The sequence below is a fragment of the Streptomyces sp. NPDC048442 genome (genome assembly GCF_040651475.1).
Taxonomy (GTDB): domain Bacteria; phylum Actinomycetota; class Actinomycetes; order Streptomycetales; family Streptomycetaceae; genus Streptomyces.
Map to the genome: position 1 here is coordinate 467,308 of NZ_JBEZKB010000001.1, position 13,984 is coordinate 481,291.

At 68.3% G+C, this 13,984-nt stretch carries 16 protein-coding genes and 1 pseudogene; 8 read left to right on the forward strand and 9 right to left on the reverse strand.

From position 1 onward, the window contains the following. Window positions 1-75: 75 nt before the first annotated feature. A complete protein-coding gene (locus AB0D18_RS02070; protein ID WP_362411192.1) occupies window positions 76-705 on the reverse strand; it encodes a Uma2 family endonuclease in 630 nt (209 codons plus the stop codon). 222 nt (window positions 706-927) lie between these two features. Here AB0D18_RS02070 and AB0D18_RS02075 point away from each other — a divergent pair, with 222 nt between their 5' ends. From AB0D18_RS02075 to AB0D18_RS02085, 3 genes are all read left to right on the forward strand, one after another. After that, the gene (locus AB0D18_RS02075) at window positions 928-2,085 is read left to right on the forward strand and encodes an acyl-CoA dehydrogenase family protein (protein ID WP_362411195.1); all 1,158 of its coding nucleotides are present in this window, start codon (window positions 928-930) and stop codon (window positions 2,083-2,085) included. A gap of 27 nt (window positions 2,086-2,112) precedes the next feature. Further along, window positions 2,113-2,985, forward strand: a complete 873-nt coding sequence (gene tesB / locus AB0D18_RS02080) for an acyl-CoA thioesterase II (protein ID WP_362411198.1) — start codon at window positions 2,113-2,115, stop codon at window positions 2,983-2,985. Window positions 2,986-3,061: 76 nt separating this feature from the next. Then, window positions 3,062-4,042, forward strand: a complete 981-nt coding sequence (locus AB0D18_RS02085; protein ID WP_362411201.1) for a cation diffusion facilitator family transporter — start codon at window positions 3,062-3,064, stop codon at window positions 4,040-4,042. Here AB0D18_RS02085 and AB0D18_RS02090 read toward each other — a convergent pair. The 3 genes from AB0D18_RS02090 to AB0D18_RS02100 form a co-directional block, all read right to left on the reverse strand. Continuing rightward, complete coding sequence (locus tag AB0D18_RS02090; RefSeq protein ID WP_362411204.1) at window positions 4,012-4,791, reverse strand: phosphatase; 780 nt, start codon at window positions 4,789-4,791, stop codon at window positions 4,012-4,014. The two genes, AB0D18_RS02085 and AB0D18_RS02090, sit on opposite strands and share 31 nt — an antisense overlap. A gap of 133 nt (window positions 4,792-4,924) precedes the next feature. After that, the gene (locus AB0D18_RS02095) at window positions 4,925-5,551 is read right to left on the reverse strand and encodes a DUF4352 domain-containing protein (protein ID WP_362411207.1); all 627 of its coding nucleotides are present in this window, start codon (window positions 5,549-5,551) and stop codon (window positions 4,925-4,927) included. 167 nt (window positions 5,552-5,718) lie between these two features. Then, entirely contained in the window at window positions 5,719-6,126 is a 408-nt protein-coding gene (locus AB0D18_RS02100; protein ID WP_362411210.1) for an ATP-binding protein, read from the reverse strand. Between the two features lie 310 nt (window positions 6,127-6,436). On the opposite strand from AB0D18_RS02100, the pseudogene AB0D18_RS02105 reads away from it, so the two are divergent. The 4 genes and pseudogenes from AB0D18_RS02105 to AB0D18_RS02120 all read left to right on the forward strand — a co-directional run. Then, window positions 6,437-6,634 (forward strand): annotated as a pseudogene (locus AB0D18_RS02105) (helix-turn-helix transcriptional regulator); the annotation flags it as partial. A 36-nt stretch (window positions 6,635-6,670) separates the two neighbouring features. Then, complete coding sequence (locus tag AB0D18_RS02110) at window positions 6,671-7,324, forward strand: DUF5753 domain-containing protein (protein ID WP_362412124.1); 654 nt, start codon at window positions 6,671-6,673, stop codon at window positions 7,322-7,324. 10 nt (window positions 7,325-7,334) lie between these two features. Next, the gene (locus AB0D18_RS02115; protein ID WP_362411212.1) at window positions 7,335-7,529 is read left to right on the forward strand and encodes a DUF397 domain-containing protein; all 195 of its coding nucleotides are present in this window, start codon (window positions 7,335-7,337) and stop codon (window positions 7,527-7,529) included. Beyond that, window positions 7,522-7,716 (forward strand): DUF397 domain-containing protein, encoded by a 195-nt coding sequence (locus AB0D18_RS02120; RefSeq protein ID WP_362411215.1) that lies wholly within the window; start codon window positions 7,522-7,524, stop codon window positions 7,714-7,716. Before AB0D18_RS02115 ends, AB0D18_RS02120 begins: the two co-directional genes overlap by 8 nt. Window positions 7,717-7,875: 159 nt before the next feature. Here AB0D18_RS02120 and AB0D18_RS02125 read toward each other — a convergent pair whose 3' ends face one another. From AB0D18_RS02125 to AB0D18_RS02145, 5 genes are all read right to left on the reverse strand, one after another. Continuing rightward, window positions 7,876-8,646 carry a hypothetical protein gene (locus AB0D18_RS02125; protein WP_362411218.1) on the reverse strand — a complete coding sequence of 257 codons (771 nt, stop codon included), beginning with the start codon at window positions 8,644-8,646 and terminating at the stop codon, window positions 7,876-7,878. 790 nt (window positions 8,647-9,436) lie between these two features. Then, the gene (locus AB0D18_RS02130; protein ID WP_362411221.1) at window positions 9,437-9,634 is read right to left on the reverse strand and encodes a hypothetical protein; all 198 of its coding nucleotides are present in this window, start codon (window positions 9,632-9,634) and stop codon (window positions 9,437-9,439) included. Between the two features lie 150 nt (window positions 9,635-9,784). Further along, a complete protein-coding gene (locus AB0D18_RS02135) occupies window positions 9,785-10,630 on the reverse strand; it encodes a helix-turn-helix transcriptional regulator (protein WP_362411224.1) in 846 nt (281 codons plus the stop codon). 26 nt (window positions 10,631-10,656) lie between these two features. Beyond that, entirely contained in the window at window positions 10,657-11,367 is a 711-nt protein-coding gene (locus tag AB0D18_RS02140; protein ID WP_362411227.1) for a DUF6879 family protein, read from the reverse strand. Between the two features lie 144 nt (window positions 11,368-11,511). Beyond that, window positions 11,512-12,120 (reverse strand): helix-turn-helix domain-containing protein, encoded by a 609-nt coding sequence (locus tag AB0D18_RS02145; protein WP_362411230.1) that lies wholly within the window; start codon window positions 12,118-12,120, stop codon window positions 11,512-11,514. Between the two features lie 240 nt (window positions 12,121-12,360). Between AB0D18_RS02145 and AB0D18_RS02150 the strand changes: the two genes are divergently transcribed. Next, window positions 12,361-13,977: a carboxyl transferase domain-containing protein gene (locus AB0D18_RS02150; protein ID WP_362411233.1), complete on the forward strand. Its 1,617-nt coding sequence runs from the start codon at window positions 12,361-12,363 to the stop codon at window positions 13,975-13,977. Window positions 13,978-13,984: the final 7 nt, after the last annotated feature.

Sequence of the window (13,984 nt, forward strand, 5' to 3'; positions counted from 1 at the left end):
ATTCCGCACATGTACGGATCTGATGAGGCGGGTGGAGGACTTGGACGCGGCGGACAGGTCGCACCGCGGCCAGGTTCAGAATTGCAGCAGGGAGTCGAGGTCGATTTCCATGGGGAACGGCACCGAGGTGGTCAGCTTCCCGTGGTGGACCGGGGTCTCGGGGCTCGGGGCATAAACACCTGCCTCGTGGTGCAGCCAGAACTCGTACACCACCGGCAGGCTGCCCTCACCACGCTCGACCCGCCAGAAGTAGTCGACTCCGGCATCCGCGTACATGCCGGGCTTGCGGAACCGGTCGTCAGTGCGCGAGCCATCGGAAACGACCTCGACAGCGAGAACAACCTTTTCGATCGGAACGCACCCCAGGGTGATCGGATCGAGGCCGCGATGGTCGTAGACGATGACATCGGGCTTGGGCGCGTTCCGCTCCCCCAACAGCACACAGCGCTCAACATTGACCATGTACGGCTGGACCCTGCCCTGCCGCAGGGCGAACCCGATCCCGTCACGCACCATGTCATGCCATTGATTCGTCATCCCACGCGGCACGATCGTCCCATCCACCAAGTCCCAGTCGAACGGCAGACCAAGCTCTTCGACCTGGGCGTACGTCCAGCCGGACTCCGGCGGGTACATCCAGTTCTCCGGGGTCGCCCGCTCCCACTTCGGTGTCGGTGCTACCTCTGCGGCCATCGCTGCTCCCATGGACAAGATGGTGTCGGACGCCGCGAGGACGCGGCCCCGGTTTCGACGGTACCGCCACTCGCACGAGTGACACCCGACTCCCCACCCATGTGGCCGCTACAACACCACTCCCCTCTGGACACCCTCATAACCGGCCGGTAACTTTTGCCGAGTATCTGAGCAAGCGCTTAGCCGTCTGGGTGCCCAGCAGGGCTCCACTCTCTCGCCGAAGGAGGCGTTCCCGTGCGCCGTACCGTATTCAACGAGGACCACGAGGCGTTCCGGGAGACCCTCCGGGCCTTTATCGAGGCCGAGGTCGTCCCCGTCTACGACGAGTGGTTCGCCGCGGGCCAGGCGCCGCGCGAGTTCTACTACAAGCTCGGTGAGCTGGGCGTCTTCGGGATCAACGTGCCCGAGGAGTTCGGCGGCGCGGGCCTGGAGTCGCACAAGTTCGAGGCCGTCCTCACCGAGGAGACCGCCCGCGCCGGCGTGACCTTCGGCGGCTCCGGCGTGCACGTCCTGCTGGGTCTCCCGTACATCAAGATGCTCGCCACCGACGAGCAGAAGAAGCGCTACCTGGAGAAGTTCGTCTCCGGCGAGGAGATGTGGGCGCTCGCGATGACCGAGCCGGGCACCGGCTCCGACGTCGCGGGCATGAAGACCACCGCCAAGCTCTCCGACGACGGCACGCACTACGTCCTCAACGGCTCCAAGACCTTCATCACGGGCGGCGTGCACGCCGACCGCGTGATCGTCTGCGCCCGTACGTCCGCGCCGCGCGAGGACGACCGCCGCTTCGGCATCTCCCTCTTCGCCGTGGACACCAAGCTGGAGGGCTACTCGGTCGGCCGCAAGCTGGACAAGCTGGGCCTGCGTACGTCCGACACCGCCGAGCTGGCGTTCGTCGACGTGAAGGTGCCGGTCGAGGACCTGCTCGGCGAGGAGAACAAGGGCTTCGGCTACCTCGGCCACAACCTGGCCTCCGAGCGCTGGGGCATCGCCTTCGGCGCGTACGCCCAGGCGAAGGCCGCGATCCGCTTCACCAAGCAGTACGTCCAGGACCGCACGGTCTTCGGCAAGCCGGTCGCCGCGTTCCAGAACACCAAGTTCGAACTGGCCGCCTGCCAGGCCGAGGTGGACGCCGCCGAGGCGGTCGTCGACCGCGCCACGGAGGCGCTGGACGCCGGTGAGCTGACGGCGGCCGAGGCCGCGTCCGCGAAGCTGTTCTGCACCGAGGTCGCGCACCGCGTGATCGACAAGTGCCTCCAGCTGCACGGTGGTTACGGCTTCATGAACGAGTACCCGATCGCCCGCCTGTACGCGGACAACCGGGTGAACCGCATCTACGGCGGCACCAGCGAGGTCATGAAGATGATCATCGCCAAGGACATGGGCCTCTAAGCAGCATCAGCTGCTACAACTCCCCCCATGACCAACGCACTTGAGTCCCTGCTCGATCTGCTCGACCTGGAGCGGATCGAGCAGGACATCTTCCGGGGCGTGAGCCGCTCGGCGATCGTCCCCCGCGTCTTCGGCGGCCAGGTGGCCGCACAGGCCCTGGTCGCCGCCGGGCGCACGGTCCCCGAAGACCGCCTCACCCACTCGCTCCACGCGTACTTCCTGCGCGCGGGCGACCCGTCGGCCCCGATCGTCTACACCGTCGACCGGATCCGCGACGGGCGTTCCTTCACCACGCGCCGGGTCGTCGCCGTCCAGCACGGCCACCCGATCTTCCACCTCTCGGCGTCGTTCCAGACGTACGAGGAGGGCATGGAGCACCAGGCCTCCATGCCGGCCTCCCCCGCGCCGGAATCCCTCCCCACCGCCGCCGAGACGCTCCCCCGCTACGCGGACCGCTTCGTCGACCCGGGCACAGTCGACCGGCTCCTCGAAGCCCGCGCCGCGATCGACCTGCGCTACGTGGACTCGCCCCCGTACGCCACGGTCGGAGAGGTGCGCGAGCCCCGCTCGCAGGTCTGGTTCCGTACCACCGGCAAGCTCGCCGACGACCACCTCCTGCACGTCTGCCTCGCCACATACGTCTCCGACATGACGCTCCTGGACTCCGTCCTCCTCGCCCACGGCCGGGGCGGCTGGGCGACCGGCGACGTGGTCGGGGCCTCGCTCGACCACGCGATGTGGTTCCACCGGCCCTTCCGCGCGGACGAGTGGCTCCTCTACGACCAGGAGTCCCCGTCGGCCTCGGGCGGCCGGGGCCTGGGCCAGGCCCGCATCTACACACAGGACGGACGCCTCGCGATCTCCGTCATCCAAGAGGGCGTGGTGCGCGTCCCGCGCTGACCGACGCGCCGCCGCACCCGGTCCCGTAACGCTGACCGACGCGCCGCCGCACCCGGCCCCGTAATACGGTCCGTACATGAGCGAAAAGGGTGAACAGGGTGAACAGGCCGGTACGAAGGGCGGCGAAAGCACCTTCACGGTCGTCGTCGCCGCAGTCGCCAACCTCGGCATCGCCGTCGCGAAGGCCGTCGCGGGCGCGATCAGCGGCTCCAGCGCGATGCTGTCCGAGGCGGCGCACTCGGTGGCCGACACCGTCACCGAACTCCTCCTCCTGACCGCCCTCAAGCGCAGCGGGAAACCCGCCGACGCCAAGCACCCCCTGGGTCACGGCCCGGAGCGCTACATCTGGGCGATGCTCGCCTCGGTCGCGACGTTCGTCGGCGGCGCCGTCTTCTCGGTCTACGACGGAATCCACACCCTCACCCACGGCGAGGAGCTCGGAGACCCCCTGGTCTCCTACCTCGTCCTGGCCGTCGCCTTCCTCCTGGAGGGCTACTCGCTGCGCACCGGGATCAAGCAGGTCCGGGCGGAGGCCGCCCGGCTCGGCGCCCCCGTCGGCCGCTACTTCCGCATGACCCCCGACACGGCGGTCAAGGCCGTCGTCATGGAGGATTCGGCCGCCCTGGCCGGCCTCCTCCTGGCAGCAGCCGGCCTGTTCCTCGGCAATCTCACCGGGTCCGGCGTCTGGGACGGCCTCGCGTCCGTCCTGATCGGCCTGCTCCTGGTGTACGTGGCCTGGGTCCTGGGCCGCAGCAACGCCCAGCTGCTGATCGGCCGGTCGCTGCCCCCTGAGATGCGCGAGGGGGTCCGCGAGGAGCTCCTCTCCGTACCGCACATCGAGGACGTGATCGAACTGACCACCCTCATCCAGGGTCCGTCCGAGATCCTGGTCGCCGCGAAGATCGACTTCCGGGACGTCTCGTCGGCGGCCGAGATCGAGTGGGCCTGCGAGGAGGCCGAGCAGCAGCTGTGCGAGCGCTACCCGGCGATCGCCCGCGTCTATCTGGACCCGACCCCCAGAAGGGGTCAGCGCAGGCCTGCGGCGTCCAGCAGGTAGTCCGTCATCGGCTCGTAGAAGAACGGGTCGACGACGTGGTCGTCCAGCGGAATGGTCACGGCCATGATCCCCTCCGCCTCGCCCAGGAACAGCGCCGGGTCGTTGCAGTCCGCGTACCCGATGGAATCGATCCCGCGCTGCCCCGCACAGCCCGCCCACCCGTGGTCGGCGAAGACGAGATCCGGCAGCGGCTCCCCGTTCCTCTCCAGCCCGTCCAGGATCGCCGTCATCGGCGCAGGCGAGTGGGTGTGCCACAGACTCGCCCCCCGCTCAAAGACGGCCACGTCGGCGAACTGCACCACGTATCCCTCATCAGCAGTCAGCCCGCCCGGAATCCGTACGACATCACAACCCGCGTCACGCAGCGCTCTCGCCGTCGCCCCGTGCACATTGAGCAGCGCCCCGGGGTGCCCGGTCGCGAAGAGCACCCGCTGCTTGTCGGCAGCGGCCTTCCGCAGCCGCGCGGCGGCCCGGTCGAGCCCGTCGACGGTCAGCTCGGGATCGATGGTGTCCTGCCCGTGCCGGTGCCCGGGATCGTCACTGACCCCGCACCGCTCGGCCATGACGGCGAGCACGTCCTGCTCGTCGGTCCACCGGTCGCCGAGCTCGATACCGAGCCAGTAGTGCCGGTCGCCGTTGGCGAGCTTGCGGTAGTGGGAAAGGTTGTTGTCGCGGGGAGTGGCAACGTCTCCGGCGATGTGCGTGCTTACGAGGTGGTCGACAAGGGCGCCACGGCTGAGTATCGGCATGGGGTCCATTCTGCCGGGCCCCTCGGGCGGGGGGCGGGGCGTCCCGGATGTGGGACGAGCCAGCCGGGCTGCACACGGGGGTGCTCCCACGCGGCCGAACGCTGACCAGCACACCTACTGAAGGCCAGCACACCTACTGAAGGTCAACCACCACGCCGCCGCTCAGGAACGAATCGTGCAGCTCGATGCTCTGCGGTATCACCGACTTGGGCACGTCGTAGATGATCACTCCGGCTACCGAGTTCCCCGGGTTGATCCGCTCCAGGTACGAATTACTGTCGTTCAGGTAAATTCCGGCGGAGGTATCCGCACTGTATTCCTTTCCTCCGGGTCCGATCAGCTTCTGGTCGCTGCCGTCGAACGTCTGCGACTCGGCCCCGACGTTCTCCACCTTCAGGTGAACAAGAATGAATTGCCCTTGTGCGACCTCACCGAAGTCGCTGCTGCCGATTTTTCGGACACCGTCCTGGATCCTGGTGACGGTGAACTCGAACTTTCCGTCTCGCACAGCGTCCCCGAGACCGGGAATGTCCTTCTTCTCGGGCTTCTTCGACTGGTTTCCCGGTACGTCGGACGAGGGTGTGGTTTTCCCGACGTCGCGATCCCCGCCACCGCCGATACTGCTCGCGATTCCGATGACCACAATGAAGGCCAGGAGAGCGAGAAGTACCGTCATGACCTTGTGGCGCACAAACCAACTACGCTGCTTCGGCGGCGGGGCGGACGGCTGTTGCCATTGCGGGGCATTCCCAGTACTCATAGCTTCTCCGCTGTCGCCCGGCCGGGCGATCGTTGGAGCGTTCGGCCGTGCTGTACGCGAGGGTGGCCCGCAGAATTTCTCTGTAGAGCTCACGGCTCAAGGGCAGATATTTCTCATTATCGCCCCGCCCATCTCCGCTGTCGTGGCGATATACCAAACAGCCGCCCTCACTCCCGGTTCAGCTGGAACCACACACCCTTGCCGTGGGTGGCCCGGGAGACACCGCAGACGTCGGAGAGCGCGGTGACGAGGAAGAGGCCCCGGCCATCTTCGTCGGCACTCTTCGCGCGTCGGGGCGCGGGGAGGCCGGGGCAGTCGTCGTAGACCGCGATACGGATGTGGGTGGACTCGATCCGGGTTCTCAGGTGTACGTCGCCCTTGGCGTGCTGATGGACGTTGGTGACGAGCTCGGAGGTGCAGAGGGCGGCGGTTTCGGCGAGGTCGCCGAGCCCGAGGGTCGCCAGTGCGCTGCGCACGAAGTCGCGGCAGATTTTGGGGGAGCTGGCGTTGCTGGGGGTGAACAGGGTGTACGACTGCGGGAGTTCAATGGTTTCGGGCACGTCGGATTCGCCCACGGGATGCCTCCAGGCAGGGGGGAGTTTGCGTTCGCGTTTCGCGTGATCGACGTCCCGGCCGCCGGTGGCAGTACCGCCCCCACGGGCACACACCCGTCCGGAGCGGGTGGTGGATCGGGCGGCGCACTTCCGGTAGCCGGGCATGGTGGTGTCAGGTGTCGATGAGCGAGGCTTCCGACATCGCTGTGTGAGCGTCGCCATACTCAAGGTAGCGAAGTAGTCATCAGATCTGCAACCTACTCGCTGGATCTGGTGGACCACCTGCCCCTCCAGCGGCAGACTGTCCCGGAAGCTGACGGAGGACGCCGCTGTGGCACTACGTACGAACATCACCGAGCGCCAGCGCCGAGTCGGCGCAGAGCTGAGGAAGTTGCGGGAAGCCGCAGCACTCACGGTCAATGAGGCCAGTAGCTCCATTGGTGTGGGGGCGACACACCTCAGCCACATCGAAGCAGCCCGCACCGCCATTCCCACCGAGCGGCTCCGAGCCTTGCTCCAGAAGTACGGTGTCAGTTCTGAGCCCTATGCCGATGCACTCGTGAGCATGTCGGAGAGCAATGGCCGTGGATGGTGGTCCGACTACCGCAAGTTCATGGGAAAGTCCGCCCTCGACCTCGCCGAGTTGGAGTCCCGGGCCACGGACATTCGCAGCCACGAAACACTCCTGATCCCAGGGCTGTTGCAGACCGAGGCGTACATGCGCGCCCTGTTCCGCAGCGCGCGGCCCGATGCCGGTTCCGAAGAGATCGAGGAGTCGGTGCGGTTCCGGCTCGCACGCCAACGCGTCCTCGCCGAGGACTCCGCGACCAGCTTCCACGGCATCATCCACGAAGCGGCACTGCGCATCGCCGTGGGCGGCTCGCACGTCATGCGCGGCCAGCTCACGCACCTGATCGAGGCCGCCGAACGGCCCGGGACCACCGTCCAGATCCTTCCTTTCGAGGCAGGCGCACGGGCTTGGTTCGGTACACCGTTCCTCATCCTCGACCCCGGGGTAGAGGGACTAGGAACGGTCGTCCTCGAACACCCCGCCGAGCCACTGCGATTGGGTGATGCCGAATCGATCAACCGCTACGACAGCACCTTCGGCGGCCTGGCCAAGTGCGCACTCCCCGAAGTAACCCCGGACGGCTCTCCCTCCCGGCACGAGACCCGCGACTCCTGGGGGCTCATCCAGCACGTCCTGTACACCCACTGAGAATTGGCCCATGTCCGAACTCCTTTGGCAGAAGTCCACGTTCAGCGACGGCGCGGGCGACAACTGCATTAACCTCGCCATCGCTCCCGATCGCACCCTCCGCCTCCGCGAGAGCGACGCACCCGAGGTTCACTTCGCCACCACGCCCCGCGCACTCTCGGCCCTGCTCCGGTCCCTACAGGAAGAACCAAAGAGCCATGCCTGATCTCGACTGGCAGAAGTCCACCTTCAGCGAGGGCGGCGGCGGCAATTGCGTCAACATCGCCGCAGCCCCCGACCACCCCCACCCCCACACCCTCCACCTCCGCGAAAGCGACGCCCCCGAGGTCGTCCTCACCACCGGCACCCGTGCACTGTCCGCCCTCCTACGGGCCGTGCGGGCAGGCGCCTGAGCCGTGTACTAGAAGTGGCTCCTCATCTCGGCACGGGGAGACGAGGCGTATTCGTCACATGCGAGCCGTGCGTACCTGCGGCGGCGCGGGATCCGCTGCACGATTCCGGAACCGGGCGGTGGCCACCCGGCCCGGCCGGAGGGCAGCCACTCGCCGTGTTCACCCCCGTACGACAGTAAGCAGCAGCGGGGTACGCACACCGAGTTGAGCGGCAGAGTCGGCGATCGTCGCGGCCAGCCAGCCGACTGCGTCGCAGGACCACTCGGCGAGTTCACCGTCCAGGGTCATGCCGTGCAGGGGCGGGCCGTTCCAGAAATCGTCGGCAAACGGTGACGGCAGGGTTGCGTCCTCGTCGGCTCTTCCTGATTCGCCCGGGAGAAATACCGCTTGCTCCAAGCGGACGAGGTGGCTGACAAGTTGCTGCGCGACGGCGGAGATGGAAGGGGTGCGCCCACTGCTCATGGTCACCCTCACCGGCGTCCGGGACTGCGGGGCGCGCTCACCGAACCAGTCGCAGGTCTCCATGGAGGGCACGAGTGCACTGCGCGGGCGCGAGGCGGGGGCGAGTCCTTGCACGGGCAGAAGGATCTGCACCGCGGACAGGTGTGCCGTGCCGATGAGCGCGGTGGTGTCCTCGGCGCAGCGCAGGAACGGTTGCACGGGCAGCGGCCGGTCGCTCGCCGGCACACTGCACTCGACCTGGAACCACGCGAAAGGCTCGGCGGCGGCATGGCGGGTGCTGCAGAAGGCGTTGTTCATGGCCCACAGGCCCGGCGCCTTGGACGCACGTTCGTCTCCTGCGGCACTCGATTGGTCGTCGAGCCAGCCCATGGCAACCGATCGCTGGTGGAACAGCTGGTAGGCATCATGCTCGGACTCAGGGGCGCGCCACGGGTGCGGGACCAGCTCGCCATGAAACGCGGCGAACATGGGACCCGCCGTGGAGAAGCCCGCAGCGTCGATCCCTGGCTCGGTGACGTCACGTTACTCGGACAACTGATCCCCCTCGGTCCCGCTGCGGCTGTTCATCGGCTTCCGTGGGGGCATGCGTGGCCCGCACCTTGTGGCTACTGCGGACCGAGCCAGTCTCTGATCCGATCCTTCCGCTCGGCCAGAAGCGCCTGGGAGGGTTCCGTCCAAAGGGTGAGCACATCCCCCGTATGGAGCACGCCCGCCCTTGCGGGTTCCCCTGCCTGTACTCAGGTGGACCTGGCGGTGTCCGAGGAGGAGTGACGTTCCTTGACCCCTGCGGTACGCCGGGATCAAGGGACATGCGCAAGGGGGCTGGCTGACGCCCGGCGAGCAGGCGAGGCGGGAACTGCTGCGGCTGGAGCTGACCGACCGGTTCCCGCCCAGGGGCCGCACCAAGGACACCGCGCAGGCCTGCCGGGTCACCGCGCGGCCGGTGCGGCGCCGGCACCATGCGTGGCGCACAAGCGGGCCGGAGCGACCCGGCGTGTACGTAATCGAGTGAAGATCACGCCTGAACTGTGCCGTCTCCGCACTGCCCGACGCCGTAACGCCAGCACCCCGCCGGGCGGGGGGATGCCTTCCTCTCCTCCGGCGGCTCCTGCCGTGCGGCCCGCCGGCGCGCCGGATTCGACGCGGTCTCAGCCGTGCCCCCGGCCGAACCAGCACCGCAGCCCCTGACCTGTCCCGGCCAGGGGCTGCTTCGCGTACGAACACCTCGGGTCCGGTGCTCTCGCCGCTCGGGCCGACCCTACTTGCCGCCACCGCCCTGCGGCTGAGGCTGCGGGTCGCGCGGGGCCTCCGGAGGCATCGGGCCGGCGTCGTGCTTACCGCCGTCCACCTCGACCGGCAGGTCCGCCGGGTGCCGGAAGGGGACACCGCGCCACCCTTCGCTGTCCGGGGTGCGCTTCTCGTACGTGTCGACGTGCTCGGTGCCGAAGGGGTTCACCGGGATTCTCCTCTCGGGGCCACCGGCCGGCCGGTGGCGGGCGGCGTGGGCGGGAGTGCCCACTACCCGGAAGGTAGGGCCCTTGATTGCCCCAATGCGGGGCAATTGCTCGCGATTGCGATCGATTGCAAGATAGTTGAGAGGGATTGCCTAGAGCGGGGGATCCAGTGATGCCCGTACCCGCCCGATGAGGCGCTGGGCAGCCGTGCCGTAGACCGCCGATTCCGCGAACCGGTCCCAGACTTCCTCGTACAGGGAGATCGATTCATCGTCGTCGAGCCACATCTCGTTACTGATCGTCTCGACAATGACCAGACGCCGGTCGTAGATCCAGAAGCCGTGTGCGGGTGTGCAGTTCAGATCCGCGCGCAGGGGAATCACCCCCAGTTCCACGGTATCCAGCCCCACCAGGCCGACGAGCCGGTCCAACTGCGCAGCATGCACATCCCGCGGGCAGGCACGCACATGCAGAGCGCCTTCCCAGATGAGAAACCGGAAGCTGCGGCCGGGCTGGTAGAGGGCCTCCTGACGCCGGATGCGGGCGCGCACAGCGTCTTCCGGGTCCTTGCCGATCCGGCTGAACGCAGCACTCGCCCGGAAGACGTGCCGGGCGTAATCGGCCGTCTGGAACAGGCCGGGGACACAGGCGACCTCCAGGCCTCTGGTCACACGAGTGGCCTCGGTCTCGACAATGGCTTGTTCCTGGCGCGCTCGCGCACCCTCAGCCAGTTGCCGTTTCCAGGACCGGTAACGAGTCTCCAACCCGGCCAAACGCCCCTGTAGTTCGGGTACGCAGTCCGGGCGCTCAGCCGCCTCGGCCCATGCGGTCAGATCTGCCGCAGAGGGAGTCTGCTTCCCGTTCTCAAGGCGCGAGACTTTGGACCGCTGCCAGCCCAGCCGGGCGGCAACGTCCTTGCCGTCGAGGCCGGCCTCGGCGCGCAGTTCACGCAATCGCGCGCCGAGGGCGACCCGGGCTGACTGGAAGTCGGTGCTCACACGGTCGAACGTACCTGCCGGTCGATCTAGGCGATACGGCGCGCGTGGTGCCAGGCCGCATCACGTGCTTGGCACGCGGCGGCGACCTCGGCCGGGTCCTCGCTCACGACCACGCCCAGCGTCACGTCCTCGTCGTCGAAGACGAAGCGGACGACGGTGCGGGAGTCGAAAAGCCAGAAGTCGTAGTCGGGGAGGCTGAGTTGGCGCGCCTCCGCGCGGGTGAGGTTACGGATATCCTCGCCTGCGGCGATGTTTCCCGGGGCTGAAGCCAGGAGGAAGGACTGCCCCTGCGTCACAGGTTCGTCCAGAAGCCGTACGCGCTCGAAGCGCTTGCCCTGAGCCGTCTGCGCCTGGACATTGTCGTACCACGGGTGCCCCGGCCTGCTCGCAACGTCCTCGCCCGCGAGGAAGCGCTGCCACTTCTCACTCTGCCGGTCCGAGGCATAACCAGTGCGCGTCTCCAGCCGCCAGGCGGTGTGCTGGAAGTCCTCGAAGAAGTGAGCGGCTTCTTCAAATGGGATCATCTGTGCCGCTGCGGAGCGGGGAGCGAAGCGTACGAGGAGAGCGCGGGGCACAGTGACGAATGCCTCCGAATCCTTCACATCACGGAGCTTCACCAGGTGTTCAGGTTCGGTGACCTTCTCCCCTTGAACAAGAATGTCCCCGGTCTCCTCGATCTCGTACAGGGTCGGGCAGTCGCCGATCTGCGATGTGGTGCCGATGAACCTGAGAGTCACTATGCCCTCCGTGGCTGCTGGTCGAGCGACCAGGATGCAGCACGCAGACAGCACCGCGCCGGGTGATTGCGGCAGATTGCACCGGCACGCAACGACCACCCGGCCCCGCGCAATCCAGCCGGACAATCCCAGCCGGACACCCCCCTACTCCCCCAACGCCCCAAACGCCCCATGCGCCAACCTCCGCAGCAACGCCTCCGTAGCCCCCCGTCCCGGCAGCCCCGAGCCCAGGTGCGGGGTCGAGTTCAGCAGGCCGAAGACGGCGTGGACGGCGGCTCGGGCCTCCGACTCCGGGGTGTCGGGGTGCAGGTCTCGTACCGCCGCCACCCACAACTCCACGTACTGGCGCTGGAGTTGACGCACCCGTCGGCGGTCGTCGTCGCGCAGCCGGTCGAGCTCGCGGTCGTGCAGGGTGATCAGGGGGCGGTCGTCGAGGGCGAAGTCGATATGGCCGTCGATGAGGGTGGCGAGGAGTGCCGCCGGGGCGTCGGGGGCCGCCTCGACCCGTGTCCGGCCGCCTTCGAGCAGCCGCTCACTGATGCCGACCAGCAGCTCCGCCAGCATCGCGTCCTTGCCCGCGAAGTGGCGGTAGAGGCCGGGGCCACTGATACCGACCGCCGCGCCTATCTCGTCGACGCCGACCCCGTGGAAGCCGCGCTCGGCGAAGAGGCGCGCGGCTTCCTTGAGGATCTGCTCGCGGCGGGTGGGGGCCGCGACCCGGGGCGTACCGCTGGGGGCGGCTTGGGTGCTCATGACAGCATTCTAGACCGGCGGGTTAGCGGTCGTTAACCTCCATGACATCTTCGCGGGCCGGTGCGGCACCCCCCGGGCGCGGGAGCGGCCACCCCCTGCGCGCAACTGCCCTCCCCCACCCGTCAGTCAGCCCTGGACAGAGTCGTTAGCGCTCGTTAACCTCGGGAATGCGTTAACGGTCACTAACCTCGCGCGCACCCGCGCACCACGCACCTCCGGCGGGCAAGGGAGCTCGACAGAATGCAGCAAGCACCGGTGCTCAACAGCACCGCGGATCCGTCGTCGGCGGCCTGGCAGGCCAATGAGGCCGCCCACCGGAAGCTCGCGGACGATCTCCGCGACCGGCTCGCCACCGCCCGGCTCGGCGGGGGCGAGAAGTCCCGCGCCCGGCACGTCGCGCGCGGCAAGCTGCTGCCCAGGGACCGGGTGGACACCCTGCTCGACGCGGGCTCGCCGTTCCTGGAGCTGGCCCCGCTCGCCGCGAACGGGATGTACGACGACCAGGCCCCGGCGGCCGGAGTGATCGCCGGGATCGGGCGGGTGAGCGGCCGCGAGTGCGTGATCGTCGCCAACGACGCCACCGTCAAGGGCGGCACGTACTACCCGATGACGGTGAAGAAGCACCTGAGGGCGCAGGAAGTGGCCCTGGAGAACCGTCTCCCCTGCCTCTACCTCGTCGACTCCGGCGGCGCCTTCCTGCCCATGCAGGACGAGGTCTTCCCGGACCGCGAGCACTTCGGGCGGATCTTCTACAACCAGGCGCGGATGTCCGGCGCCGGGATCCCGCAGATCGCGGCCGTCCTCGGCTCGTGCACGGCGGGCGGGGCGTACGTACCCGCGATGAGCGACGAGGCCGTGATCGTACGGAACCAGGGCACGATCTTCCTCGGCGGTCCGCCCCTCGTGAAGGCGGCCACCGGCGAGGTCGTCACCGCCGAGGAGCTGGGCGGCGGCGAGGTCCACTCCCGTACGTCCGGGGTCACCGACCACCTCGCCGAGGACGACGCGCACGCGCTGCGCATCGTACGGAACATCGTCGCGACGCTCCCCGGGCGCGGCCCGCTGCCGTGGTCGGTGACGCCGGTCGACGAGCCGAAGGTGGACCCCGCCGGGCTGTACGGGGCGGTCCCCGTCGACTCCCGCACCCCCTACGACGTGCGCGAAGTGATCGCGCGCGTCGTCGACGGCTCCCGCTTCCAGGAGTTCAAGTCGGAGTACGGGCAGACGCTGATCACCGGCTTCGCCCGCATCCACGGCCACCCGGTCGGCATCGTCGCCAACAACGGCATCCTGTTCTCGGAGTCCGCCCAGAAGGGCGCGCACTTCATCGAGCTGTGCGACCAGCGCGGCATTCCGCTGGTCTTCCTGCAGAACATCTCCGGCTTCATGGTCGGCCGCGACTACGAGGCCGGCGGCATCGCCAAGCACGGCGCGAAGATGGTCACCGCCGTGGCCTGCACCCGGGTGCCCAAGCTGACCGTGGTCGTCGGCGGCTCGTACGGCGCGGGCAACTACTCGATGTGCGGGCGGGCCTACTCCCCCCGCTTCCTGTGGATGTGGCCCAACGCGAAGATCTCCGTGATGGGCGGCGAACAGGCCGCTTCCGTACTGGCCACGGTCAAGCGGGACCAGATCGAGGGTCGCGGCGAGGACTGGCCGACGGAGGCGGAGGAGTCCTTCAAGGACCCGATCCGCGCCCAGTACGAGACGCAGGGCAACGCCTACTACGCGTCCGCCCGCCTCTGGGACGACGGCGTCATCGACCCCCTCGAAACCCGCCAGGTGCTCGGCCTCGCCCTGACCGCCTGCGCCAACGCCCCGCTCGCCGACCCCGCCTTCGGCGTCTTCCGGATGTGAGACGACT